This is a genomic window from Dactylosporangium sp. NPDC005572, from assembly GCF_040605515.1.
Classification (GTDB): Bacteria; Actinomycetota; Actinomycetes; order Mycobacteriales; family Micromonosporaceae; genus Dactylosporangium.
Map to the genome: position 1 here is coordinate 51,695 of NZ_JBEXCY010000008.1, position 22,683 is coordinate 74,377.

Annotated in this window: 19 protein-coding genes and 1 tRNA gene; 14 read left to right on the forward strand and 6 right to left on the reverse strand. The window is 70.6% G+C overall.

What is annotated here, in order from left to right; genetic code table 11:
* Nucleotides 1-78: 78 nt before the first annotated feature.
* The 4 genes from ABZS66_RS06390 (at nt 79) to ABZS66_RS06405 (ending at nt 8,092) form a co-directional block, all read left to right on the forward strand.
* The gene (locus ABZS66_RS06390; RefSeq protein ID WP_354755730.1) at nt 79-1,593 is read left to right on the forward strand and encodes an acyl-CoA carboxylase subunit beta; all 1,515 of its coding nucleotides are present in this window, start codon (nt 79-81) and stop codon (nt 1,591-1,593) included.
* 103 nt (nt 1,594-1,696) lie between these two features.
* A complete protein-coding gene (locus tag ABZS66_RS06395; protein ID WP_354755732.1) occupies nt 1,697-2,854 on the forward strand; it encodes an acyl-CoA dehydrogenase family protein in 1,158 nt (385 codons plus the stop codon).
* Nucleotides 2,855-3,522: 668 nt separating this feature from the next.
* Nucleotides 3,523-5,592: an MMPL family transporter gene (locus tag ABZS66_RS06400; RefSeq protein ID WP_354755734.1), complete on the forward strand. Its 2,070-nt coding sequence runs from the start codon at nt 3,523-3,525 to the stop codon at nt 5,590-5,592.
* A gap of 64 nt (nt 5,593-5,656) precedes the next feature.
* A complete protein-coding gene (locus tag ABZS66_RS06405) occupies nt 5,657-8,092 on the forward strand; it encodes a tetratricopeptide repeat protein (RefSeq protein ID WP_354755736.1) in 2,436 nt (811 codons plus the stop codon).
* 227 nt (nt 8,093-8,319) lie between these two features.
* Here the strand turns inward: ABZS66_RS06405 and ABZS66_RS06410 are convergent, their stop codons facing one another.
* Entirely contained in the window at nt 8,320-8,802 is a 483-nt protein-coding gene (locus ABZS66_RS06410; protein WP_354755738.1) for a MarR family winged helix-turn-helix transcriptional regulator, read from the reverse strand.
* Nucleotides 8,803-8,901: 99 nt separating this feature from the next.
* Between ABZS66_RS06410 and ABZS66_RS06415 the strand changes: the two genes are divergently transcribed.
* Both ABZS66_RS06415 and ABZS66_RS06420 read left to right on the forward strand, forming a co-directional pair.
* Nucleotides 8,902-9,477 carry a YceI family protein gene (locus ABZS66_RS06415; protein ID WP_354755739.1) on the forward strand — a complete coding sequence of 192 codons (576 nt, stop codon included), beginning with the start codon at nt 8,902-8,904 and terminating at the stop codon, nt 9,475-9,477.
* Between the two features lie 160 nt (nt 9,478-9,637).
* Nucleotides 9,638-11,113, forward strand: a complete 1,476-nt coding sequence (locus tag ABZS66_RS06420; protein ID WP_354755741.1) for a glutamate--cysteine ligase — start codon at nt 9,638-9,640, stop codon at nt 11,111-11,113.
* Nucleotides 11,114-11,120: 7 nt separating this feature from the next.
* Here ABZS66_RS06420 and ABZS66_RS06425 read toward each other — a convergent pair whose 3' ends face one another.
* Nucleotides 11,121-12,509 carry a hypothetical protein gene (locus tag ABZS66_RS06425; RefSeq protein WP_354755743.1) on the reverse strand — a complete coding sequence of 463 codons (1,389 nt, stop codon included), beginning with the start codon at nt 12,507-12,509 and terminating at the stop codon, nt 11,121-11,123.
* 158 nt (nt 12,510-12,667) lie between these two features.
* Between ABZS66_RS06425 and ABZS66_RS06430 the strand changes: the two genes are divergently transcribed.
* The gene (locus ABZS66_RS06430; protein WP_354755745.1) at nt 12,668-13,441 is read left to right on the forward strand and encodes a PASTA domain-containing protein; all 774 of its coding nucleotides are present in this window, start codon (nt 12,668-12,670) and stop codon (nt 13,439-13,441) included.
* An 85-nt stretch (nt 13,442-13,526) separates the two neighbouring features.
* Here the strand turns inward: ABZS66_RS06430 and ABZS66_RS06435 are convergent, their stop codons facing one another.
* On the reverse strand, nt 13,527-13,790 hold the full coding sequence (locus tag ABZS66_RS06435) for a hypothetical protein (protein ID WP_354755747.1): 264 nt from the start codon (nt 13,788-13,790) through the stop codon (nt 13,527-13,529).
* Between the two features lie 313 nt (nt 13,791-14,103).
* On the opposite strand from ABZS66_RS06435, the gene ABZS66_RS06440 reads away from it, so the two are divergent.
* The 4 genes from ABZS66_RS06440 to ABZS66_RS06455 all read left to right on the forward strand — a co-directional run bounded on the left by ABZS66_RS06440 (nt 14,104) and on the right by ABZS66_RS06455 (nt 16,813).
* Nucleotides 14,104-14,952 (forward strand): helix-turn-helix transcriptional regulator, encoded by an 849-nt coding sequence (locus ABZS66_RS06440; RefSeq protein ID WP_354755749.1) that lies wholly within the window; start codon nt 14,104-14,106, stop codon nt 14,950-14,952.
* Nucleotides 14,952-15,182, forward strand: a complete 231-nt coding sequence (locus ABZS66_RS06445; protein WP_354755751.1) for a DUF397 domain-containing protein — start codon at nt 14,952-14,954, stop codon at nt 15,180-15,182. Before ABZS66_RS06440 ends, ABZS66_RS06445 begins: the two co-directional genes overlap by 1 nt.
* Nucleotides 15,183-15,423: 241 nt before the next feature.
* The gene (gene add / locus ABZS66_RS06450; RefSeq protein WP_354755752.1) at nt 15,424-16,392 is read left to right on the forward strand and encodes an adenosine deaminase; all 969 of its coding nucleotides are present in this window, start codon (nt 15,424-15,426) and stop codon (nt 16,390-16,392) included.
* Nucleotides 16,393-16,516: 124 nt separating this feature from the next.
* Nucleotides 16,517-16,813 (forward strand): hypothetical protein, encoded by a 297-nt coding sequence (locus ABZS66_RS06455; RefSeq protein WP_354755754.1) that lies wholly within the window; start codon nt 16,517-16,519, stop codon nt 16,811-16,813.
* Between the two features lie 69 nt (nt 16,814-16,882).
* On the opposite strand, the gene ABZS66_RS06460 is transcribed toward ABZS66_RS06455, so the two are convergent.
* From ABZS66_RS06460 to ABZS66_RS06470, 3 genes are all read right to left on the reverse strand, one after another.
* Nucleotides 16,883-17,686 carry a WecB/TagA/CpsF family glycosyltransferase gene (locus ABZS66_RS06460; protein ID WP_354755867.1) on the reverse strand — a complete coding sequence of 268 codons (804 nt, stop codon included), beginning with the start codon at nt 17,684-17,686 and terminating at the stop codon, nt 16,883-16,885.
* Between the two features lie 31 nt (nt 17,687-17,717).
* Nucleotides 17,718-18,791 (reverse strand): NAD-dependent epimerase/dehydratase family protein, encoded by a 1,074-nt coding sequence (locus ABZS66_RS06465; protein ID WP_354755756.1) that lies wholly within the window; start codon nt 18,789-18,791, stop codon nt 17,718-17,720.
* Between the two features lie 885 nt (nt 18,792-19,676).
* Nucleotides 19,677-19,759 (reverse strand) — tRNA-Leu (locus ABZS66_RS06470).
* Nucleotides 19,760-19,911: 152 nt separating this feature from the next.
* On the opposite strand from ABZS66_RS06470, the gene ABZS66_RS06475 reads away from it, so the two are divergent.
* The 3 genes from ABZS66_RS06475 to ABZS66_RS06485 are packed head-to-tail and all read left to right on the forward strand — an operon-like array spanning nt 19,912 to nt 22,635.
* A complete protein-coding gene (locus ABZS66_RS06475) occupies nt 19,912-20,691 on the forward strand; it encodes a DUF3662 and FHA domain-containing protein (RefSeq protein ID WP_190253385.1) in 780 nt (259 codons plus the stop codon).
* 52 nt (nt 20,692-20,743) lie between these two features.
* Nucleotides 20,744-21,223 (forward strand): FHA domain-containing protein, encoded by a 480-nt coding sequence (locus ABZS66_RS06480; RefSeq protein WP_190253386.1) that lies wholly within the window; start codon nt 20,744-20,746, stop codon nt 21,221-21,223.
* On the forward strand, nt 21,220-22,635 hold the full coding sequence (locus ABZS66_RS06485) for a BofC C-terminal domain-containing protein (RefSeq protein ID WP_354755758.1): 1,416 nt from the start codon (nt 21,220-21,222) through the stop codon (nt 22,633-22,635). The genes ABZS66_RS06480 and ABZS66_RS06485 overlap by 4 nt, the downstream gene beginning before the upstream one ends.
* Nucleotides 22,636-22,683 lie beyond the last annotated feature (48 nt).

A 22,683-nucleotide genomic window follows, 5' to 3' on the forward strand; every position in this document is an offset into this window, starting at 1 on the left:
CTTCACCTCCGCGTCAGCTAACCTGAACGATCGTTAGGCATGAACGATCGTTCAGGACACCGACGCGGAGGTCGCGCTATGGAGGGTGATGCCCTCAACCAGACGCGCAAACGGATCGAGGCCGGGGGCGCGGAGAAATACCACGCGGCCAACGCCGCACGCGGCAAGCTGTTCGCCCGCGAGCGGGTCGCGATGCTGGTCGACGAGGGCTCCTTCGTCGAGGACGGCCTTTACGCCAACGCGCTGGCCGACGGCCTGCCGGCCGACGGGGTGGTGACCGGCTCGGCCACGGTCGACGGGCGGCCCATCTGCCTCATGGCCAACGACTCCACCGTCAAGGCCGGCTCGTGGGGTGCGCGGACCGTCGAGAAGATCATCCGCATCATCGAACGCGCCTATTCGGAGCGGGTGCCGATGGTGTACCTCGTGGACTCCGCCGGCGCGCGCATCACCGACCAGGTCGACCTGTTCCCCGGGCGGCGGGGCGCCGGGCGGATCTTCCACACGCAGGTGCGCGCCAGCGGCAGCATCCCGCAGGCCTGCGCCCTGTTCGGCCCGTCCGCCGCCGGCGGCGCCTACATCCCCGCCTTCTGTGACGTCGTCGCCATGGTCGAGGGCAACGCCTCGATGTACCTCGGCTCCGACCGCATGGTCGAGATGGTCACCGGCGAGAAGACGACGCTCGAGGCCATGGGCGGGGCCCGGGTGCACTGCGCCGAGTCGGGCGTCGGTCACTTCCTCTGCAAGGACGAGGCCGCTGCCATCGAGACGATTCGGCAGTACCTCTCGTTCCTCCCGTCGTCCTATGAGCTCGAGCCGCCGGTGACCGACGCGCGCCCGGCGACCGGCGTGCCGGACATCCCGGTGAGCGAGCGCCAGGCCTTCGACATGCGCAAGTTCGTCAAGGGCCTGCTGGACGAGGACTCGTACTTCGAGATCCAGGCCCTGTGGGCCCGCGAGCTGACGGTCGGCTTCGGCCGGCTGGACGGCCGCACGGTCGGCGTCGTCGCCAACAACTCGATGTTCAAGGGCGGCGTGCTCTTCGTCGACTCGGCCGACAAGGCCACCCGCTTCGTGCAGCTGTGCGACGCGTTCAACGTGCCCCTGCTGTTCCTCGCCGACGTGCCCGGCTTCATGGTCGGCTCGGCCGTGGAGAAGCAGGGCATCATCCGCCACGGCGCCAAGATGATCACAGCGATCTCCGAGGCCACCGTGCCGAAGATCTGCGTCGTGGTGCGCAAGGCCTACGGCGCCGGCCTGTACGCGATGGCCGGCCCCGGCTTCGAGCCCGACGCCACGATCGCGCTGCCCACGGCCAAGATCGCGGTGATGGGCGCCGAGGCCGCGGTCAACGCCGTCTACGCCAACAAGATCGCCGCGCTCGAGGACGACGAGGCCCGGGCCGCCTTCGTCGCGCAGAAGCGCGCCGAGTACGAGCAGGACATCGACATCATGCGGCTGGCCAGCGAGCTCGTCGTCGACACGGTCGTCGAGCCGGCCGCGCTGCGCGGAGAGCTGGTCCGCCGGTACGCCGCCGCGCGGTACAAGGACCGCACCTTCTCCCGCCGCCGACACGGCGTGACACCCGTCTAGCTGAATTCGGTCGGGGCCTATCGGCTCTGGACCCGACTTGCTAGCTGAATTCGGTCGGGGCCTATCGGCTCTGGACCCGATTTATTCGTCCGGAGGAACTGTCATGGTCGACTTCTCTCTCGGCGAGGACCTGGAAGCGCTCCGCGCGAGCGTCCGGGAGTTCGCCCACGACGTCGTGGCGCCCGTCATCGGCGACTACTACGAGCGCCACGCCTTCCCGTACGACCTGGTACGCCAGATGGGCAAGATGGGGCTGTTCGGGCTGCCCTTCCCCGAGGAGTACGGCGGGATGGGCGGCGACTACCTCGCCCTGTGCGTCGCGCTGGAGGAGCTCGCCCGGGTCGACTCGTCCATCGCGGTCACCCTCGAAGCGGGCATCTCGCTCGGTGCGATGCCGATCTTCCGGTACGGCACCGCGGAGCAGCGCCAGCACTGGCTGCCCAAGCTCACCTCGGGCGAGGCGCTGGCAGCGTTCGGCCTGACCGAGCCGGGCGCCGGCTCCGACGCGGGCGGCACCCGCACCCGCGCGGTGCTCGACGAGGAGACCGGCGAGTGGGTGATCAACGGCTCGAAGGCCTTCATCACCAACTCCGGCACCGACATCACCGCCCTGGTGACGGTCACGGCGATCACCGGCGTGAACCCGGACGGGTCGAAGGAGCTGTCGGCCATCATCGTCCCCAGCGGGACCCCGGGCTTCACGGTCCAGCCCGGGTACTCGAAGGTCGGCTGGTGCGCCTCCGACACCCACGAGCTGAACTTCGACAACGTCCGCGTGCCCGCGGCCAACCTGCTGGGCGAGCGCGGCCGAGGTTACGCTCAGTTCCTGCGCATCCTGGACGAGGGCCGGGTGGCGTTCGCCGCGCTGGGCGTCGGCCTGGCGCAGGGCTGCGTGGACGAGTCGGTGACCTACGCCAAGCAGCGCCACGCCTTCGGCCGCCCGATCGGCGACTACCAGGCGGTCCAGTTCAAGATCGCGGACATGGAGGCGCGGGCGCACACAGCCCGCCTGGCCTACCTGGACGCGGCAAGCCGCATGATCAACGGCCGCGACTTCAAGCGCCAGGCGGCGATCGCGAAACTCCAGGCGAGCGACGCGGCCGTGGTCAACGCCCGCGAGGCCACCCAGGTCCACGGCGGCTACGGCTTCATGAACGAAACCCCGGTGGCCCGCATGTGGCGCGACGCCAAGATCCTGGAGATCGGCGAGGGCACGTCGGAGGTCCAACGCATGATCATCTCCCGCTCCCTGGGCCTGTAGCCCACGTTCCTGCCCTGTCACTGCCACCTGCCCTGTCACTGCCACCTGCCCTGTCACTGCCACCCGCCCTGTCACTGCCACCCGCCCTGTCACCGCCACCCGCCAGTCGCCGCACGCACGCACGCCCGCCAGCCGCGGCCCTCGCCTCCGCTACGGCCGCCCGCCGCTCTGCCCATCCGACCGCCTCGCCGCCCCGTCCTCCGCCGCCCCATCTGACCGCCTCGCCGCCCGGTCCTCCGCCGCCCCGTCCGCCGGTGACGGTGAGCTGTCCGTCCTGCCGGCCGGGGAGTCGGAGGTGCGGCCGCCGCCCCGTTGTCCCGCCGCCGCCACTGTTGCCAACCCATCCCGTCGCGATCTTGGAGTTATGGTCCCGGCTTTATGTCGCTATTTCGGACTTACCCGGGACCACAACTCCAAGATCGCGCCAGGGTAGAGGCGGGGGTTGGCGCTGAGCGGGAAGGGTGACACGCGGGGAGGGCGGCGAGCGGGGGCGGCGAGCGGGGCCGGCGAGCGGGGGCGGCGAGCGGGCGGTGGTTTGGTAGCGACGCCGAAGCGTTCAGGAGTGGCGATGGACGCCCCGTGGCGGCGCTCGGCGGCGAGAATCTGACAGTTCTCCGTGGCGGTCCGGGGGATGTTGGCGCGGACGCGAGGCATGCTTGCATACTCCGATGTTCGCGAAACTGGGCGGCCTCGTTGATCGGTTTCGGTGGCCGGTCATCGGGGTGTGGCTCGTCGTTGTGGTCTGCGGGGCCGTGTTCGGTGCCGGGTTGTTCGACCGGCTGGCCACGACCACCACGAACCGGGCCGACAGTGAGTCGGCCGTGGCCCAGGACACCGTCGACCGGATCGCGCCGCAGGGGTCCCTCGTCATCGCCGTCATCGAAGGGCGCGACGTCTACGACGGTGGGCTCAACGCCAGCGTGAGCAAGGCCGCCAACGAGATCCGGGCCATGACCGGCGTCAAGGAGGTCAACGACCTCTACACCGGGCAGGGCGGGCAGATCGGCGCGGACAACATGAGCACCACCGTGCGGGTCGAGCTCGACCCCCGGCTCGGCGACGCCGACCGGGAGGCGCTCGAGGACCGGGTGCGGGACCGGCTCGAGATGATCGAGGCGCCCAGCGTGGTGGTCGGCGGGGACAAGATCGCCGAGCGGGCGTTCGCCGAGCAGTCCGTCGACGACCTTGCGATCGGGGAGAGTGTGGCCTTCCTGGCGCTCCTCGTTGCGCTCGTGCTGATCTTCGGCGGGGTGGTTGCGGCCAGCCTGCCGCTCGCGGTGGCCGTCGCCGGTGTGACCGGGTCGCTGCTGCTCCTGCTCGGGCTGAGCTACGTGACCAAGGTCAGCGAGTACTCGCTCAACGTCGTCACGCTGCTCGGGATCGGGCTCGCCGTCGACTACTCGCTCCTGATCGTCGCGCGGTTCCGGGAGGAGCGGCGCACGCACGAGCCGGACGACGCGCTCGTCGTCGCCGTCGAGCGGTCCGGGCGGGCGGTGGCCATCTCGGGGCTCGCGGTGGCGCTGACGCTCGGCGGGCTGGCCGTGTTCGCCGAGCCGCTGCTCGCCGCGGTCGCGCTGGGCGGTGCGGCGGTCGTAGTGCTGGCGACGCTGGCCGCGCTCACGCTGGTACCTGCGCTGCTTTCGCTGGCCAAGCACCGGATCAAGGCGTCCGCCGAGCCGAAGCGTAACCTGCTCGCCCGGCTCGCGACGAAGGCGCAGGAGAAGCCCGGGCCGGTCGCGCTCGCCGTGATCGCCGGGCTGCTCGTGCTGGCGGCGCCGCTGCTCGGCGCCAACTTCGCCAACTCCGACGCGCGGGCGCTGCCGCACAGCAACGAGGCGCGGCAGGCCTACGACGCGCTGCAGACGAAGTTCAACAACAACCATCCCGACGACGTCGTGGTGCTGGTCGAGGCCGGGCCGGAGCGCGCCGACGTGCGGATGTTCATGAACCAGATCAACCAGCTCCAGCAGGACCTCTTCCGGCTGGAGGTGCGCCGCGACGTCCCCAAGGGCTGGACGGTGCTCGACCTGACGCCGAAGGGCGAGGTCGGCGGGGCGGAGTCGTACGACCTGGTCCGCAAGGTGCGCGCGCTGGCGACGCCGTTCCCGAAGTACGTCACCGGACCCGCCGCCGAAGTGGTCGACTATCGCCAGTCGCTGGCCGGCCGCCTGCCCTTGGCCGCGCTCATCATCCTGCTCGTGACCGTCGTGGTGCTCTTCGCGCTCACGGGATCCGTGGTCATCCCGCTCAAAGCCGTGCTGATGAACCTGCTGACCCTGCTCGCCACGCTGGGCGTGCTGGTGGTGGTGTTCCAGTGGGGCTGGGGGCAGCTGCCGCTCTTCTTCGACTCCTGGGGTGGCGTCGACCTGACCACACCGGTGCTGCTGTTCGTGTTCATCTTCGGGCTCTCCATGGACTACGAGGTGTTCCTCCTCGCCCGGATCAAGGAGGAGTACGACCAGCGGCCGGACACCAACCGCGCCGTCCTGCGGGGCATCACGCGGTCCGGTCCGGTCGTCACCGCCGCCGCGATCTGCATCGGGATCGTGTTCCTCGGCTTCACCTTCGGCGGCCTGGTCGCGGTGAAGGAGATCGGCGTCGGCATGACGGTGGCGGTGCTCATCGACGTGACCGTCGTGCGTGGTCTGCTGCTGCCGGCGCTCATGACGATGCTGGACGAATGGAACTGGTGGGCGCCGAAGTTCCTGCAGCGCCGGCGGGAAGTCGTGCGGGTATAGACCAGCGTCGTAGTTCTGACGCCTGGCTTCTTCGCGGGACGCTCCGGAAGTACCCTTCCTCAACATGTCTCCAGGTCCGGACCATGATCCGCGCAACGCCGGGGCCGGGTTCGCCGCGACCTTGCGGGCCCGTCGCCTGGCGCGGGGTCTGACCCAGGAGGAGCTGGCCAGCCGGGCCGGCCTCGGCGTGCGCACGCTGCGCGAGCTGGAGCGCGGCCGGGTCGCCCGGCCGCAGCGCAACACCGTGTCGCTGCTGGCCGAGGCGCTGCTGCTGACCGGGTTGGAGCGCGACGACTTCCTGGCGAGCGCAAGCGCGAGCGCGGCGCGGCCGGACGCGCCGGAGGTCCGCCTGCCGGCCCAGCGGGCGCGGCCGGCGTCCACGCTGCCGCTGCCCACCCACCCGCCGCTGACCGGCCGGGACGCCGACGTCGAGGAACTGCTCACGCTGCTCGGCGGGCCGTACGGGGCCGAGCTCATCGCCCTCGTCGGGCTGGCCGGCGTCGGCAAGACCGGGCTGGCGCACGCGGTCGCGCACCGGGTCGCGGCGACCGGCGCGACCGCCGTCTCGGTCACCGTCACGGACATCTCGCAGCCGACCGACATCTTCGCCGCCGTCGCCGCCGTGTTCGGGGTGGCCCGGGCCGAGGAGCTGGTCGAGCGGTACGCGAGCCGCCCCGCCCTGCTCGTGGTGGACGGCGTCGACCGCTCGCCCCGCGCCGCCGTCGATGCGCTGAACTGGCTGCGCTCGCGCGTGCCGTCGGTGCGGATCCTCGCGACCACCCGGCAGCCGCTGGCTGGGGCGCTGCCCGGCGTCGTCGACTGGCGGGTCGAGCCGCTCGCCCTGCCGCCGCCCGGGCTGTCGCCGCCCGCGCTGCGGCGGGTGCCGGCCGTCGCGCTGTTCCTCGACCGGCTGCGCCAGGTGCGGCGCGAGCCGGTGGCCGACGGTGAGCTGGGCGCCGTCGCCGAGCTGGTGCGCCGGCTCGACGGGCTGCCGCTGGCGATCGAGCTCGCCGCCGCCCGCGGGCGGGTGCTGGAGCTGCCCGAGCTCCTGTCGCGGTACGGGAACCGGGTCCTGGACCTCGCCGCCACCGAACCCGCCGGCCAGCGGCTCCGCGACGCGGTCGCGGCCAGCTACCACCTGCTCGACGAGCGGGAACAGGCGGCGCTGCGGCGGCTCTCGACGTTCCGTGGCCGGTGGTCGGTCGAGCTGGCCGAGGCGCTGCTCGAGACCGAGGTCGACGTCGAGGCGATCCTGGACCGGCTGGTCGGGCTCGGGCTGGTCAGCGTCCGCGGGCCGGGCGACCTGCGGTTCCGGCTGCTCGACGTGGTCATGGACTTCGCCGCCGAGCAGAGCGCGAACGTCGGGGAGATGCGCGCCGCGCGCCTGCGGCACGCCGAGGTCATCACCCGGGTCGCGGTCCGCGTCTCGGCCGACCTCGTCGGGCCGGGCAGCGCCGCCGCGGTGTCGCGGCTCGACTACCTCAACAGCGACATTCGCACGGCGCTGCGGTACACCTCCGTCCGTGAGCCCGAGGTCGCGCTCCGCCTGGCCGGTGCCATTCCCCGCTGGTGCCGGCTGCGCGGGCGGGACGTCGAGGCGCACCACCTGCTGCGGCGGCTGCTCGACAACCGGCGCACCCGGGACTGCGATCCGCTGGTCCGGGCGATCGCCCAGGTCGGCGCGGCGATGCTGGCCACCGCGCACGGCCGCGGCGTGGCCGAGCTGTGGCCGACCGAGGCCGCGCTCGAGGTCGTGGTCGCGCACGGCGACACGAACACCGAGCTGACCGCCCGCGCGCTGCTGGCCGGCATCTGGCACGCGCTCGGCGGCACCGACGAGGCCCGGCGGCACTGCGAGGCGATGCTCGGGCTGGCGATCCGCACCGGACGGGTCCGGGAGATCGCGGTCGCGCAGAACAACCTCGCGTGGCACGACATCCGCACGGGCGACCTGGCGACGGCGTCCCGGCGGCTCACCGCGGCCGGCCGGCGGGCGGCCGAGGCCGGCGACGCGCGCATCCGGGCGCTGACCCAGGCGAACCTCGCCGAGGTGGCGCGGCTGGACGGGCGGTTCGAGGAGGCGGTCGAGCTGGGCCGGCGGGTCGCGGCCACGATCGCCGAGATCGGCGACCCGCCGCACCGGATCCGGGCGCTGGGCACGCTGGGGCTGGCGCTCGCCGAGGCGGGCCAACCGGCCGACGCGGCGGCCGTGCTCGTGGAGCTGGCCGAGGTGCCGGGCAACACCGGCATGACCGAGCTGATCAGTGCCTATCTGGCGATGGGACGCGGCGACCGTACCGCCGCCGCCCGGTACTTCGAGTCCGCGGCGAACCTGCTGGCCGGCCGCGACGACGTCCGCGACGTGCTGGAGGCCCTGGTCGGGCTGGCCGCCTGCGCGGAGCCGCCGGTGCGGGCCCGCGCGCTGGAGGAGCTGGACGGCCTGCGGTCGCGCGGCGGGTTGGAGCTGCTGCCCCGCGAGCACCGCCTGCTCGGCCACTAGGCCCTAAGGCAGGAAAGGGCACGGACGAAGGCCCCCCGGGGCGATGCGAACGCGCCGTCCCACCTTGCCTCGCCCGTGCCTGACCCCGAGGGGTACTGCGGTGCCTCCCCGGCGCAGGACCATATCCGAGGGTCGTGGGCGATATAGTGGTACATGCCGGAAATGTGAATCGATGATCGCCGAAGCTGCCGGTGGTCCTGCCGGTTGCGCTTCAGGCGGGGCGGGGTTCAGGCGGCGGCGGGCTGAATGCCCGACGTGGCGCCCGGGCGCACCGCGTCACGGATGGTGCGCAGGCTGGTCAGGAGGTTGTCGAGCGCCTCCGCGGTCAGCCGGCCGGTGAACCACTCCTCGATGAGCGCGACGTGGCCCGGGAGGACCTCATGCATCTTGGCCACGCCGGCCGGGGTCACGACCGTGAACGAGCCGCGGCGGTCGGTCGGGCAGGCCCGGCGCGTCGCCAGGCCGTCGCGCTCCAGGCGGTCGACGACCCGCGTGACGCCGCTCGTCGACAGGCCGGTCTGCGCCGCCAGGTCGGTCATCCGCAGCTCGCCGCCGGGCGAGCGGGACAGCCGGACCAGCACTTCGAAGTCGACGTTGCCGAGCCCGTGCTCGGCCAACTGGATGTTGAGCCGCGCGTTGAGCCCGGTGAAGGCCTCCACGAACAGGCCCATGGCCGTGATCCGGCCGTCGTCCAGCAGGTCGTTGCTCACGACGAAAGTCTATCACCAAGCGCTTGACAAACGAGACTCTGCTGAGCGTATATTTGCGGCGACAACCTTCTTGGGAACCGCACATCGGAGGGACTCATCATGACCGCTCCCGCCAACACCCGCGAGTACAACGGGCTCACCATCCCGACCCCGGGCAAGTTCGAGGTCGACCCGGCGCACACGCGCGTCGGCTTCGTCGCCCGCCACATGATGGTCAGCAAGGTCCGCGGCGGCTTCAGCAAGGCCACCGGCACCGTCGTGATCGCGGAGGACCCGCTGCAGTCGCACGTCGACGTCACCATCGACGCCGCCAGCATCGACACCGGCGTCGCGGACCGCGACGGCCACCTGCGCAGCCCCGACTTCCTGCACGTCGAGCAGTGGCCGGCGCTCACGTTCAAGAGCACCCGCGTCATCGGCCTGTCCGGCAACGAGTTCAAGCTCGTCGGCGACCTGACGATCCGCGACGTGACCCGCCAGGTCGAGCTCGACGTCGAGTTCGAGGGCCACGCGAAGAGCCCGTGGGGCCAGGAGGTCATCGGCTTCAGCGCCACGACCGAGATCGACCGCGAGGAGTTCGGCATCACCTGGAACCAGGCGCTGGAGACCGGCGGCGTCCTCGTGGGCAAGAAGGTGAAGATCGAAATCGGCGCCGAAGCGATCCGTCAGGCGTAATTTCCGGTTTTAGCGGTCATGCAGAGGGTGGGCGAAATCTCCCACCCTCTGCAAGGTCCCGCTCACCCTCGGCTGCATTGGTGTCCGTTTTGTCCCTAGCGGTACACCCGGGCCACTCCTAACGTGGAGGGTCCAAGCAAGGCCAGGGGTTGGGGACAGCATGGGCCAGGACGTCACACGGGGCGTTTTCTCGCGTGAGGACCGCGCCAGATACCGCCACAAGGTCCGGCGTTGTCTCGACGTCTTCGCCCTCATGCTCAACGACTTCCGGTTCGACTCCGACCGCCCGATGACCGGGCTGGAGATCGAGTTGAACCTCATCGATCCCGACGCGCAGCCCGCCATGCGCAACGCCGAGGTCCTCGCCGACCTCGCCGACCCGTCGTTCCAGACCGAGCTGGGCCAGTTCAACCTGGAGATCAACGTCGCGCCGCGGGTCATCGAGGGCGACGGGCTCGACGTCTACGAGCGGGAGGTGCTGGCCAGCCTCGTCCACGCCGACGAGCGGGCCCGCAAGTCCGACGCCCAGCTGGTGCTGATCGGCATCCTGCCCACGCTGCGGCAGGAGCACGCGGTGCTGGCCAACCTGTCGAACGATTCCCGCTACCGGCTGCTCAACGAGCAGATCATCAACGCCCGCGGCGAGTACATCACGCTCGACATCCGCGGCCAGGAGCGCCTGGAGGCGCAGTCCGACTCGATCGCGGCGGAGTCGGCGTGCACGAGCGTGCAGTTCCACCTCCAGGTCGCGCCCGAGGACTTCGCGCTGCACTGGAACGCCTCCCAGGCGATCGCCGGCGTGCAGGTCGCGGTCGGGGCGAACTCGCCGTACCTCTTCGGGCGCCGGCTCTGGGCGGAGACCCGCATCGCGCTGTTCGAGCAGGCCACCGACACCCGGCCCGAGGAGCTCAAGGCGCAGGGCGTGCGGCCCCGGGTCTGGTTCGGCGAGCGCTGGATCACGTCGATCTTCGACCTGTTCGAGGAGAACGTGCGCTACTTCCCGCCGCTGCTGCCGATCACCGACGACGAGGACCCGGTGGCCGTGCTGGAGGCCGGCGGCGTGCCGCGCCTCGGCGAGCTGCGGCTGCACAACGGCACGATCTACCGCTGGAACCGCCCCGTCTACGACATCATGAACGGCCGGCCGCACCTGCGGGTCGAGAACCGGGTGCTCCCGGCCGGCCCGACCGTCGTCGACCAGGTCGCGAACGCCGCCTTCTACTTCGGGCTGGTCAGCGAGCTGGTCCAGCAGGATCGCCCGATCTGGACGCAGATGCCCTTCTCGGCGGCCGAGGAGAACTTCCACACCGCCGCCCGGGAGGGCCTCGACGCGCGGCTCTGGTGGCCGGAGCTCGGCGAGGTCAGCGCGCCCGAGCTGGTGCTCGACGAGCTGCTGCCGCTCGCGTCGGCCGGCCTCGACCGCTTCGGGGTGTTCCCGGCGATCCGCGACCGCCTGCTCGGCGTCATCGAGGGCCGCTGTCGCACCGGCCACAACGGCGCCGCCTGGCAGACCGAGATGGTGCGGTCACTCGAGGACCGGCACCACCTCGACCGGACGTCCGCGTTGCGGCAGATGCTGCTGCGGTACAGCGAGGGCCTGCACGCCAACGAGCCCGTGCACACCTGGCCGATCTGACCCGGCGCTACTCGCCCTGGCGGCCGCGGCCCCGCTTCGGCCGGCCCGCCGGCGGCTTCGCCGGGGCGCTGTCGGTGGTCTGCTCGGGCCACAGCGGCGCCGGCGGCTTGTGGCCGGAGGACGTTGTGGCCGGGCTCGGGACGGTCGGCGACTCGTCCTCGGTGACCGTGTCCTCGGCGTAGGCCCGGTTGGCCGACTCCGACGTGTAGGTGCGGCCGGACTTCTCGCTGCTCTTGCCATAGGCCCGGGACGGCGCGTAGGCGTCGGACTCCAGGTCGGTGGCCGAGTCGAGCTCGCCCGCGCCGACGGTGACCGGCTCCTTCTTGCCCTTGTCGTCCTTCGGGCTCGCCCACGGGTCGTCGCCGAGCTCCTCGCCCGCCTCCTTGCGGCGGCGCGCCTCGGCGGCGTCGGCCTCGGCCAGCGCGGACGTCCAGTTGGAGATCTCGGCGGCGTTGCGCGCGTCACGGTTGGCGGCGGCGGCCTTGCGGGTCGCCCGGGCCTCGGCCCGCGACCCCCGCGGGCCGATCGCCGCGACGAGCACGGAGCCGGCCAGGCCGGCGATCAACGCGTAGGGCGCGATGTAGAACGCGGAGAGGTGCTGGTCGCGCTCGCTGCCCAGGGCCGGCGCGGCCAGGAAGTAGGCGGCCGCGACGAGCAGCGGCCCGGCGGCGCCGGCGACGGCGACGCCCACCCGGTTGTCGCCGCGCCGGCCGGCCGGCCAGGCGGCCAGGCCGCCGATGACCAGGGCCGCCGCCAGCATGAGCAGCGCTCCGGGCAGGTTGACCATCCCGCGTATCCAGGTGCCGTCCGCGAACTGCCAGGTGCCGAGCTGGGCGGCGGTCGCGGTCTCGCCGTCGACCCGCACGACGTCGGCGACGGCCACCACGGCGAGCGTCCACACCCAGGCCGACGTCGCGATGACGTTGGCCGCGATAGCCCGCGCGGTGAGCGCGCCGATCGCGATGACCAGGCCGACGATGATGCCGGCGACGGCGTAGCCGCCCGCCGCGAAGTAGGGCGCGGCGTTGTCGGGGCGCGGTGCCCGGGCCGGGATGGCGACCAGGGGCACGATGATGAGCGAGCCGACCGCAGCGGAGAGGGCGATCACGAACCGCCAGGCGATCGTGAGCGCCTGACCGGCGGCGCTGTCCGGGTTGGCCGGGACGGGCGCTCCGTCGGCCGCGAGCCGATCGGCGCAGAGGGCGCCGATCGCGGTCGACGTGGCCGCGAGCCAGGCCACCCAGCCCAGGCTGCTGATCCAGACGGTGGCGCTGTCGCCGGTCGGCTGCCAGGCGATGATGCCCAGTCCATAGCCAAGACCGAGCTGCGCGGCACCCGCGCCCGCCGCGACACCGATCGCGGTGAATATTGAGGTAGCCCAGCTTCGTGCCGCCATGCCGCGCAGCGTACGCCCAGCCGTCCACCCGGGCGAGTCCTTGTCGTGGGAACGTCAGCGGGTTCGTGGGCCGCTACCGAGGGTGGGTTAGCCGCGCTGCGGGGGTGGGCATGAGTGGGAAGAGGCGGACATCCCGGACAAGGTGGTGAACTGGAGGTATGCCGCAGAGCCCGGACGACGACCGACGGGAGGGCCGGCCGGACGACGCCACCCAGCCGTATCGGCCGCCGATCGACCCGTGGGAGGAGAGCGCCTCTACGGAGGAGCGCTGGGTCGAGCCGCATCAGCCGCCGGGGCCGGAGACCGCGCCCTACCAGCCGGTCTCCGGAGGGCCGGCACCAGGGGAGACGGCGCCGCCGGAGCCGACGACCCCGGACACCGAGCGGTGGACGGCCCGCGCCAACGTCCGGCAGCCCACCCCGCAGGAGTACGTCGAGGAAGAGGATCCGTACCAGGGCCGGTCGTGGTTCACGCCGGTGATCGTCGGCATCGTGGGGCTGCTGCTGTTCGGCGCCCTCTCGGTCGGCCTCTATCTCATCTACCACGCGACGGAGAGCGGCGAGAACGCGCCGGTCGAGCCCGGGCCGGTGCCGACGGCGGCCACCTCGGCGGTACCGTCGCCGACCCAGGAGACGACGAGCACGGCTCCGCCGACGTCGAGCCCGCCCGCCACCTCGTCCGCGCCGCCGGCCGAGGTCACCGTGCCGCGACTGCGGGGCGACTCGCTCGCCGAGGCGACCGTGAAGCTGCAGGCGCTCGGGCTGGACGTGGCCGTGGAGCGGCGGCCCGACAGCTCGCTGCCGCCGGGCGAGGTGCTGGAGACGCGGCCGGGCGCGGGGGAGACGATCCTGACCGGCGGCACCGTCACCGTGGTCGTGGCAATGGCGCCGACCGGGTCGCCGTCGCCTTCGCCGGCGGCCCCGGCCTCGTGAACGCGATCAAAGGACGGATCCCGGGCTCTTCGACAAGCCACGGGACCCGTCCTTTGACCCCGGATGTCACCGGGGGGGTGCGGACCTACCCCACCGGCAACGGGACTCGGGCAGCCGGGACGCGCGACCCCCGCGCGACGAATCCGGGCTGCAGACCTTGGAGTTGGACGAAGATCGATCGGCGCTCGACGGCGTCGCCGGCGGGATTGAGCTGGTAGCCGTCCAGCCACGCCCATCCGTCGTACGTCTGCCAGTCGTGCACCCTGATCACCCGAAACAGCATCGGCTGCGTGAACTGGACACTCGCGGCCCTGGTGACGCGCAGCACGTCACCTGTCCTCGGTAGCACTGTCGGACTCCCGTCTTCCGTTCGGGGGAAGGTCGGTCCGGCCCGGTGGCATCCGATGCCGTGACCGCCGATCGGGTTCGATCGTTTATCGCTGCGTCCGCGTGAGGTGAGTGCTCCGCCAGATGAACACTCAGTTACCTCAACCACACGCACAGGTTGCCCCAGAAACCCGGCTCATGCAACTTGCAACGCGAGAATTCCACCGAGGGTATGACCCGCCGGATGTGTGCGACAGTCGTCTTGCGCGGCTCGAGGATGTTGCGCTGATCTATACGCGACGTATGTACGTATCCCGGCGCGGAGGTGTCACACCGTGGCAAGTCGTCGAGGCAGCCCGACGCTACGGCGGCGGCAGCTCGGGATGGAACTGCGCCGGCTCCGCGAGGCCGCGCACGTCACCATCGATCAGGTGGCGGAGACCCTGGAGTGCTCCGGCTCGAAGATCTCCCGGATCGAGACGGGGCAGACCGGCGTCACCCCGCGCGACGTGCGGGACATGCTCGACATCTACGGCGTCGATCCGGAGTACGCCGACCAGCTGCTGAAGATCGCTCGGGAGGCCCGCCAGAAGGGCTGGTGGCAGCTGTACGGCGACGTCCTGACGGGCGCTTACGTCGGGCTGGAAGCCGCGGCCGACCACATCCGTTCCTATGAGGCGCTCGTGGTCCCGGGCCTGCTGCAGACCGAGGAGTACGCGCAGGCCATGATCCACGCGGCCCGGCCCGACATCAGCGCCACAGAAGTGGAGAAGCGTGTCCGTGTCCGGATGGGAAGACAGTCGTTACTCACTCAGGATGACCCGATCGATCTCTGGGTGGTGCTGGACGAGGCTGTGCTGCGCCGCCCGGTCGGTGGGAGGGCGGTCATGCGCCGGCAGCTCGAACATCTGAGCCAGTCGGCGGCCTGGCCGAACGTGACCCTTCAGGTGCTGCCCTTCTCCGCCGGAGCCCATGCCGGGATGGACGGGACATTCACGATGTTGCTGTACGACGAGTCTGCCGGACAGAATTTCGTGTTCGCCTCGAATGCCGCCGGCGGTCTCTTCCTCGAGAAGGACGACGAGCTTCAGCGCTACGGATTCATCTTTGACTACTTGCGCGCCAACGCACTCCGTCCGGACGAGTCAGTGTCGATGATCGAGAAGCTGACAAAGGAGCTGTAGTGGAAATCGAAGCCAAGGGCTTCACCGTGAGCCTTGAGGGTGCTGCGTGGCGCAAGAGCACTCGCAGCGGTCCGTACTCGGACAACTGCGTCGAGGTCGCATTCGTCGGCGGGGCGGTCGCCCTGCGTGACTCGAAGGACCGGGCCGGGGCGGTGCTGCTGTTCACTCCCGAGGAGTGGCTGGCCTTCGTCGACGGCACCAAGGACGGGGAGTTCGACCTCGCGAGGTGATTCGCCGCGCTTGTGCACCGGCCGGTCCGCTCTGTGCCAACGGAAGCGGGCCGGCCATCCTCGAAACTGAGCTGCTCCCAGGGGCCCCGCCGCTCAAGTAGCGCCTGCTCACGCCATCCCCGCCCGTCTATCGACAGGTCGATCCGCAGCCTGTACAAAGCAGGGAGGACTCGACCTGGGGAGGTCGGACGGGCTCCGGACCGCTGCGACGGCGGCCGGGGCCCGTCGTTACGTTGGGTCCATGACGACACCGAAGATCGAGCTGCATGTGCACCTCGAGGGCGCCGTGCCGCCAGCCACCCTGCTGGAGATCGCCCGGCGCAACGGGCAGTCGCTGCCGGCCGACACGGTCGAGGGCGTGCAGGAGCTGTACCAGTTCACCGACTTCGCCAAGTTCGTCCAGGTGTGGATCATGACCACCAACTGCCTGCGCACCGCAGACGACTTCCGGCAGATCCTGGTCGACTACGCGGAGGTGGCGGCGGGCCACGGCGCGGTCTACCTGGAGGCGATCTTCTCCCCCGGCGAACGGGTGCAGCGCGGGGTGCCGTGGGAGGACCTGTACGAGGGGTACACCGACGGCATCGTCGAGGCCCGCGAGCGGCACGGTGTCGTGGTGCGGCTGACCCCGGACCTCTATCGCGGGATGCCGGTCGACGTGGCGGAGGACGTCGCGCGGTGGAGCGCACGGTATCGGGAGCGGGGGATCGTCGGGATCGGGCTGGGTGGGAACGAGAAGGCGAGCTCCGCGCTGCCCTACGCGAAGGCGTTCCAGATCGCCCGGGACGGTGGGCTCGCGCTGGTGCCCCACGCCGGGGAGTCGGCCGGCGCCGAGTCGGTGCGGGAGATGCTCGGCCTGGATCCCGACCGGCTGCGTCACGGTTTCCGGGCGGTCGAGGATTCAGGTGTACTGCAGGAGATCGTCGACCGTGGCCTGGTTCTCGACGTGTGCCCGACGTCCAACGTGCGGACGCGATCGGTGCCGTCGCTCGCGGAACATCCGCTGCCGGCGCTGATCGCCGCCGGGGTGCCGTGCACGGTGAACACCGACGACCCGGCGATGTTCAACACCGATCTGGCTCAGGAGCATCGCATCGCTGCCGATCTTGGTCTCGGCGCGCGGGAGGCGTTCCAGGCCGGGATCGCCGGGGCCGTCTGCGACGACGCGACGCGGGCCTGGTTGACCGAACGGCTTAGTGACATCGGCTGAACGGTTGGTTCAGTGGCACCGTTCGACCTACCCCGAGCGTCGCAAAGTTGATGGTCGATCTTGAAATGTCCGTTTAGCTTAGGTCGAGTTTGCTGCTGGTCACGGGGAGGCAAGGGTGAGTGACGTGTCCGATTTGGTCTTTGCGTTCGTGAGCGGCGGCGGCCTCCTGGCCCTCAGCATCGGCGCCTTCGGCGTGCTCGACGCCTACAACAAGCGCGGCGTCGGTGAGAAGCGGGTGGACTGGCTGATCGGTCTGTACACACTCGGCGTCGTCATGAACATCGTCGCCTACGTGATGCTCGACCGCTGGTACATCGCGGCGCCGCTGGCCCTCATGCTGCTGCCGGCCGAGCGCGCGCTGGAGAAGCGGGGCACCTTCAAGCGCCGTGGCGCGAAGGTGGACGCGATCACCGGTCGCTGAGACTGTGAAGGCCGGCTCCTCCCGGGGCCGGCCTTCGGTTTCGCTGCACCGCTTTCTTACGGCGCTCGCTTACACCGCGAACGTCTTCAGGGGCTCGGTCGCCGGGGGCGGCGGGGCGGCCCGCCAGAGGCGGACCTTCTGGGCGCCGAGCCGGGCCAGGTAGTTCGGGTTGAGCAGAATGTAGCGCCGCCAGAGCCGCTTGGGCTCCAGGCCGAGGCGCCACAGCCACTCCAGCGCGTACTTCTGCATCCACGGCGGCGGGTTCTTCAGACCGCCGGCGTGGTAGTCGAACGCGGCGCCGACGGCGAGCATGGGCGCGTCGACGAGGTGCCGCATGCCGTACACAAAGATCTCCTGGCGCGGGCAGCCCAGCCCCACCATGACCACGCGCGCGCCGGACTCCTTGATCCGGGCGGCGATCTGCTCCGGCTCACCCGGCTCGGCCATGCGGAACTTCGACGCCTCCATGCCGGCGACCTTCAGGCCGGGGAAGCGCTCGTTCAGCTTCTCGACCAGCCGGTCGAGGGTCTCCTGGGTCGAGCCGTACAGGTAGACCGGCACGCCCTCCTCGGCGCTGGCCCGCAGCACGCGCAGGGTCAGCTCGGGGCCGTAGACACGGTCGGCGAGCCCGGCCTTGTGCAGCACGTTGAGCGCCCACCGGACCGGCTGGCCGTCGGGCGTCACCAGATCGAACGAGTTGAGCCGCGCGTTGTGCGCCTTGTCCTGGACGCCGGTCATCACACCGTGGACGGCGAGCGCCGTGACGGCGAGCGGCCGCCCCTCGCGGGCGGCGCTCATGACCTTCTCGACGGCGGCGTCGTAGTCGACGGCGCTGACCTCGACCCCGAGGACGTTGCGTTTGCCCTGGTCGATCACTGTGTCCGTCTTCTCTAGTCCGTCGTGGTCAGGACTCGGGGGTCCACTTGTCGACGTTGGCCTCGTAGATCTCCTGGCAGATCATGGGCACGTCGTAGACCTGCTTCCAGTCGGGGTAGTCCTGCTGGAAACGCTCGTTGGAGCCGATCCACCACTGGTGGTCGCCCACCCGGTTGGCCTCGTGGTACTCGGTCTGCATCTCGTTGCCGGTGATCCGCTCGGCGAGGGCGAACACCTCCAGGTGCGAGGTGTTGGAGTGCCGCCCGCCGCCCAGGTTGTACACGGCGGCGCTGCGCGGCGCCCGGAAGAAGGCCTCGAACGCGGCGACCACGTCGTGGGAGTGGATCGCGTCGCGGACCATCTTGCCCTTGTACCCGAAGATCTTGTACGTGCGGCGCTCCATCGCGCACCGCATGACATACCCGAGGAAGCCGTGCAGCTCGGTGGCCGAGTGCGCGGGCCCGGTCAGCGTGCCGCCCCGGAAGCAGGCGGTCTTCATGTCGAAGTAGCGCCCGTACTCCTGCACCATGACGTCCGCGGCGACCTTGGAGGCGCCGAAGACCGAGTGCAGGCAGGCGTCGATCGACATGTCTTCCTTGATCCCGTTCTCGTACGGGTGGCCCGGCTCGATCTCCCACCGCGTCTCGAGCTCCTGCAGCGGCAGGCTGTTGGGCCGGTCGCCGTAGACCTTGTTGGTCGAGCAGTGGATGAACGGCGCGTCGATGCAGTGCTCACGCACGTTCTGCAGCAGGTTGAGCGTCCCGCCGGCGTTCACGTCGAAGTCGGTGAACGGGTCGCGCACGGCCCAGTCGTGGCTGGGCTGCGCCGCGGTGTGGATGACGACGGCGATATCTTTCCCGTACCGCTGGAAGATGCCGGCGAGCGCCTCCCGGTCCCGGATGTCGACGTCGTGGTGCGTGTAGGACTCACCGAGGTCGCTGGTCAGCCGCACAACGTTCCACGCGGTCGAGGCCTCGGCCCCGAAGAACCGCTTCCGCATATCGTTGTCGATGCCGACAACGTCGAGCCCGAGCGATGCGAAGTGGCGCACCGCCTCAGAGCCGATGAGCCCGGCGGAGCCGGTGACGAGTGCGACGCTCACGACGAAGAACTCCCTGCGGGTGGACGACGGTTGGTCGGGACCGTTTGGGAGCATACCGTGACCCCCGAACCACCACCCCCACTCGCGCCCCAGCGAGGCAAACCCAGCCAAGCCCAAGGAATTCACCCCACCACGACATAACCCAAGATCGATCCCCCACCCCCACCGACCGCCACGCTCAACTACGGACGGTAAGCCCCAGAAGGTCCGGGGTGGCGAGTTGGTACGCCAACGGGACGGCCACGGGGGGTGCTGGGTAGCGAGGTGGTACGCCAACGGGACGGCCGTCGGCCGCTCGGGAGAACCCGGCAGAGTGGCAGAGGAGCCGTACGCCAGCAGGAACGCCGGCGGTGCTTCGGATAGATGCGTAGCGGCCAGCGGTGGGACGACCGTGAGTTGCCGCCAGCAAGCGCCCTACCGAGCCCCGGACCACCAACCATTTTTGGTTGGATTTGTCACTTCCGCGAAGGTGAAAGGGAGGGCCGCAAGGCCCGACCCGCAGAACCCGATAAGCCCAAGCACGCCCGAAACGGCCGAGGCAGAGACTCAAGAGAAGACAAGACGGACACCAAACGCGGCCGAAGGCCGCGGGGCCCGTGGCGACACGAGGGCCGCAGCAAGGTGGAGCCGGGGCGAATGCACCGGCGCAACAAGCGGTGCCTGACGGGAGCAACGGACAACAGGTTGCAAGGACCGGAGCCAAAAAGAAGAAGCAGACGAACGAACCCGGAAGGGTCGGCAATACGACGAAGGCCCGCGGACGCCGCGGATCGGGGGTGTGGGTGGCGGAGCCCCCACTGGGGAGCAAGCGAAGCGAGCGCGAAGGATCCCACCGCTGCAACGGCAAGCGGCCCCCGCCGCGAAGCAGGGGCCACCGATCAGCGGTGGGGAAGGGGGGAGTTGAACCCCCACGCCCTTTCGGGCACACGGACCTGAACCGTGCGCGTCTGCCATTCCGCCACTTCCCCTAGCGGCCGAAACCGCCTGGCGCGCCACAGCATACCGTGTCCCCACTCGGCGAAATGACCGGGTAGGCACTAGGCTTCCCTGGGCGCCACGGAAGAGTAGCACGGGCCGACCGGTCAGCTTGCATACGGGCGTGCGACGTCCGGATACCATCATGACCTCGGAACCCGAGGAGGAACCGGTGAGTGTGCTGCAGCGCTTCGAGAAGCGCCTTGAGGGCCTGGTCGAGGGGGCCTTCGCAAAGGTCTTCAAGGGGGTCGTCCACCCCGTGGAGATCCTCAACGCCATGCAACGGGAGGCGGAAGCCCACAAGGCGATTCTGGCCGGCGGGCGCACGCTGGTGCCGAACCGCTACGTGATCGACCTTTCGCCCTATGACCACAGCCGGCTGGCGCCGTATGCCGCGGCGCTGGCGCAGGAGCTGGCCCAGTCGCAGGCCGAGTTCATCGGCGAGCAGGGCTGGACCGTGTATGGCGACGTGATCGTCGAGATCGAGCGGGGGGACGGGCTCGACACGGGCATGTTCCGGGTCACCGCCGAGGTCTACACCGGTGGCGACGTCGCGCCGCCGCCCGTTCCGGACCCGTATGGGGGATACGGGCAGCAGGGCGGCTACGGTGGCCCTGGCCCCGGTGGGCCGGGCGGTCCCGCGCGCAACGTCCGACTGGTGTCGGGCGACGGGCGCAGCTACCCTCTTTCGATTGGCTCGACCGTGATCGGCCGGGGCGACCAGGCCAACATGCGACTGCCCGATGTCGGGATCTCGCGCCGCCATGCGCGACTCGACTTCGACGGTGCGCAGGTCGTGCTGACCGATCTCGGTTCCACCAACGGCACGATGGTCAACGGTCAGCGCGTCTCCGCGGTCGCGTTGAACCCGGGTGACATGATCCAGCTCGGCACGACCACGCTCACTTACCGCGTGGATGGCTGATCGTTCTGCATGCGTGGTCGACGTTAGGCGGATCTGAATGAGCGCGTCGTAGATGGAATTCGTCATCACGGTTGCCCGCTATGGGTTGCTCGTGCTGCTGTGGATCTTCGTGTTCACGGTGGTGGGTGTGATCCGGCGGGACCTGTTCGCAGGCTCGCGATCGAGCCGGATCGTCGCCGCACCCCGGGGGGTTGGTGCGGTGACGGCTCCTGGCCGTCCGGCGAAGGTGAAGCGCGGGAAGACCGCGCATCAGCTCTTCGTCACCGCCGGTGCGCTGGCGGGCACTCGCATCACACTCGGCGAGGCGCCCATCACCATCGGCCGGGCCGAGGACTCGACGCTGGTGATCACCGACGACTACGCATCCGCAAAGCACGCCCGGCTCGTCCCGCGCGCCGGCCAGTGGTACCTCGAGGACCTCGGCTCCACCAACGGCACCTACCTCGACAAGACCAAGGTCAGCGCACCTACCCCCGTCCCCCTCGGCGTGCCGATTCGCATCGGCCGCACTTCACTCGAGTTACGGCCATGACCCTCACATTGCGCTATGCGGCCCGCAGTGACCGCGGTCTGATTCGGAGTGGCAACCAGGACTCCGTCTACGCAGGACCGCGGCTGCTCGCCGTTGCCGACGGCATGGGCGGCATGGCCGCCGGTGACGTCGCCAGCAACATTGTCATCGCCACCATGGCGCCACTCGACGAGGACGTGCCCGGCAACGCCATGATCGACACGCTGCGAAGCGCGGTCGACCTGGCCAACCAACAGATCCGGGACGCCGTCGAGGAGAACCCGGCCATGGAGGGTATGGGCACGACCCTCACAGCAATGCTGTTCTCCGGCACGAAGATGGGCATGGTCCACATCGGCGACTCCCGCGCGTACCTTGTGCGCGACGGGGAGTTCGCCCAGGTGACCAAGGACGACACGTACGTCCAGATGCTCGTCGACGAGGGCCGGATCAGCCTCGAAGAAGCCAACAGCCATCCGCAGCGCTCCCTGCTCACGCGGGCGCTCGACGGCCGCGACGCCGACCCCGAGTATTCGGTGCGGCAGGTCAAGCCGGGCGACCGCTACCTGCTGTGCAGCGACGGGCTCTCCGGCGTGGTCAGCGCCGAGACCATCGAGGCGACGCTGCGGGAGTACATCGACCCCAACCAGTGCGCCAGCCGGCTCGTCGAGCTGGCCCTGCGCGGCGGTGGGCCGGACAACATCACCGTGATCGTCGCCGACGTCACCGACGAGGACATCGTCGAGGCGCGGCCGATCGTCGGCGGTGCGGCGGCCCAGGACCGTGGCATGGCCACGTCGGCCGACCAGTCGATGTCCTCGGCCCGCGGCGCTGCCCTGGCTGCGCCCCGCCCGCCGGTTCCCGACAGCGACGAGGAGCAGCGTGCGAACGCCGCGCCCGCCGGCCGGGACGACAGCGAGCGACCCCGTCGTCACCCGGTGCGCACGGCAATCCTCCTCGTCGTGCTGCTCGGGCTGCTCGGCGGTGGTCTGTGGTACGGCTGGAGCGTGACCCAGTCCCGGTACTACGTAGGCGCCACCGACGACGGCAACGTGGCCATCTTCAAGGGCGTCCCGGGCCGGATCGCCTGGCTCGAGCTGTCGACGGTCTACGAGGCGAGCGACCTCAAGGTCGACGACCTGACCCCGGCCGCGCAGAGCACCGTCCGGCAGGGCATCCCGGCCGACAACCTGGACCAGGCCAAGCAGAAGCTCGCCGCGCTGCTCGACCCGAGCGACCCGTCGCGCAAGCAGGCCTGCCCCTCGATCGAGCCGAGCGCCGACGGCAGCCCGTCCGACCAGATGAGCTCCGCCCCGGCCGAGTCGCCCAGCCCGGCCGTTTCGGCCGGCGCCTCCGGGAACGGCTCGGTCGCGCCGACCAGCGCGGACGCCTCCCCGATCATGTCGAGCCCGACTCCCGCTGCCAGTTGCTGACCGCGAGGCCAAGAGGAAATCTGTCGTGACCGCCCCCGCCTTCCCGGC

Bases quoted from the DNA above. Each gene is read 5' to 3' on its own strand.
- ABZS66_RS06390 (WP_354755730.1), top strand. From the start codon at position 79: ATGGAGGGTGATGCCCTCAACCAGACGCGCAAACGGATCGAGGCCGGG.
- ABZS66_RS06395 (WP_354755732.1), top strand. From the start codon at position 1,697: ATGGTCGACTTCTCTCTCGGCGAGGACCTGGAAGCGCTCCGCGCGAGC.
- ABZS66_RS06400 (WP_354755734.1), top strand. From the start codon at position 3,523: ATGTTCGCGAAACTGGGCGGCCTCGTTGATCGGTTTCGGTGGCCGGTC.
- ABZS66_RS06405 (WP_354755736.1), top strand. From the start codon at position 5,657: ATGTCTCCAGGTCCGGACCATGATCCGCGCAACGCCGGGGCCGGGTTC.
- ABZS66_RS06415 (WP_354755739.1), top strand. From the start codon at position 8,902: ATGACCGCTCCCGCCAACACCCGCGAGTACAACGGGCTCACCATCCCG.
- ABZS66_RS06420 (WP_354755741.1), top strand. From the start codon at position 9,638: ATGGGCCAGGACGTCACACGGGGCGTTTTCTCGCGTGAGGACCGCGCC.
- ABZS66_RS06425 (WP_354755743.1), bottom strand. From the start codon at position 12,509: ATGGCGGCACGAAGCTGGGCTACCTCAATATTCACCGCGATCGGTGTC.
- ABZS66_RS06430 (WP_354755745.1), top strand. From the start codon at position 12,668: ATGCCGCAGAGCCCGGACGACGACCGACGGGAGGGCCGGCCGGACGAC.
- add (WP_354755752.1), top strand. From the start codon at position 15,424: ATGACGACACCGAAGATCGAGCTGCATGTGCACCTCGAGGGCGCCGTG.
- ABZS66_RS06475 (WP_190253385.1), top strand. From the start codon at position 19,912: ATGACCTCGGAACCCGAGGAGGAACCGGTGAGTGTGCTGCAGCGCTTC.
- ABZS66_RS06480 (WP_190253386.1), top strand. From the start codon at position 20,744: ATGGAATTCGTCATCACGGTTGCCCGCTATGGGTTGCTCGTGCTGCTG.
- ABZS66_RS06485 (WP_354755758.1), top strand. From the start codon at position 21,220: ATGACCCTCACATTGCGCTATGCGGCCCGCAGTGACCGCGGTCTGATT.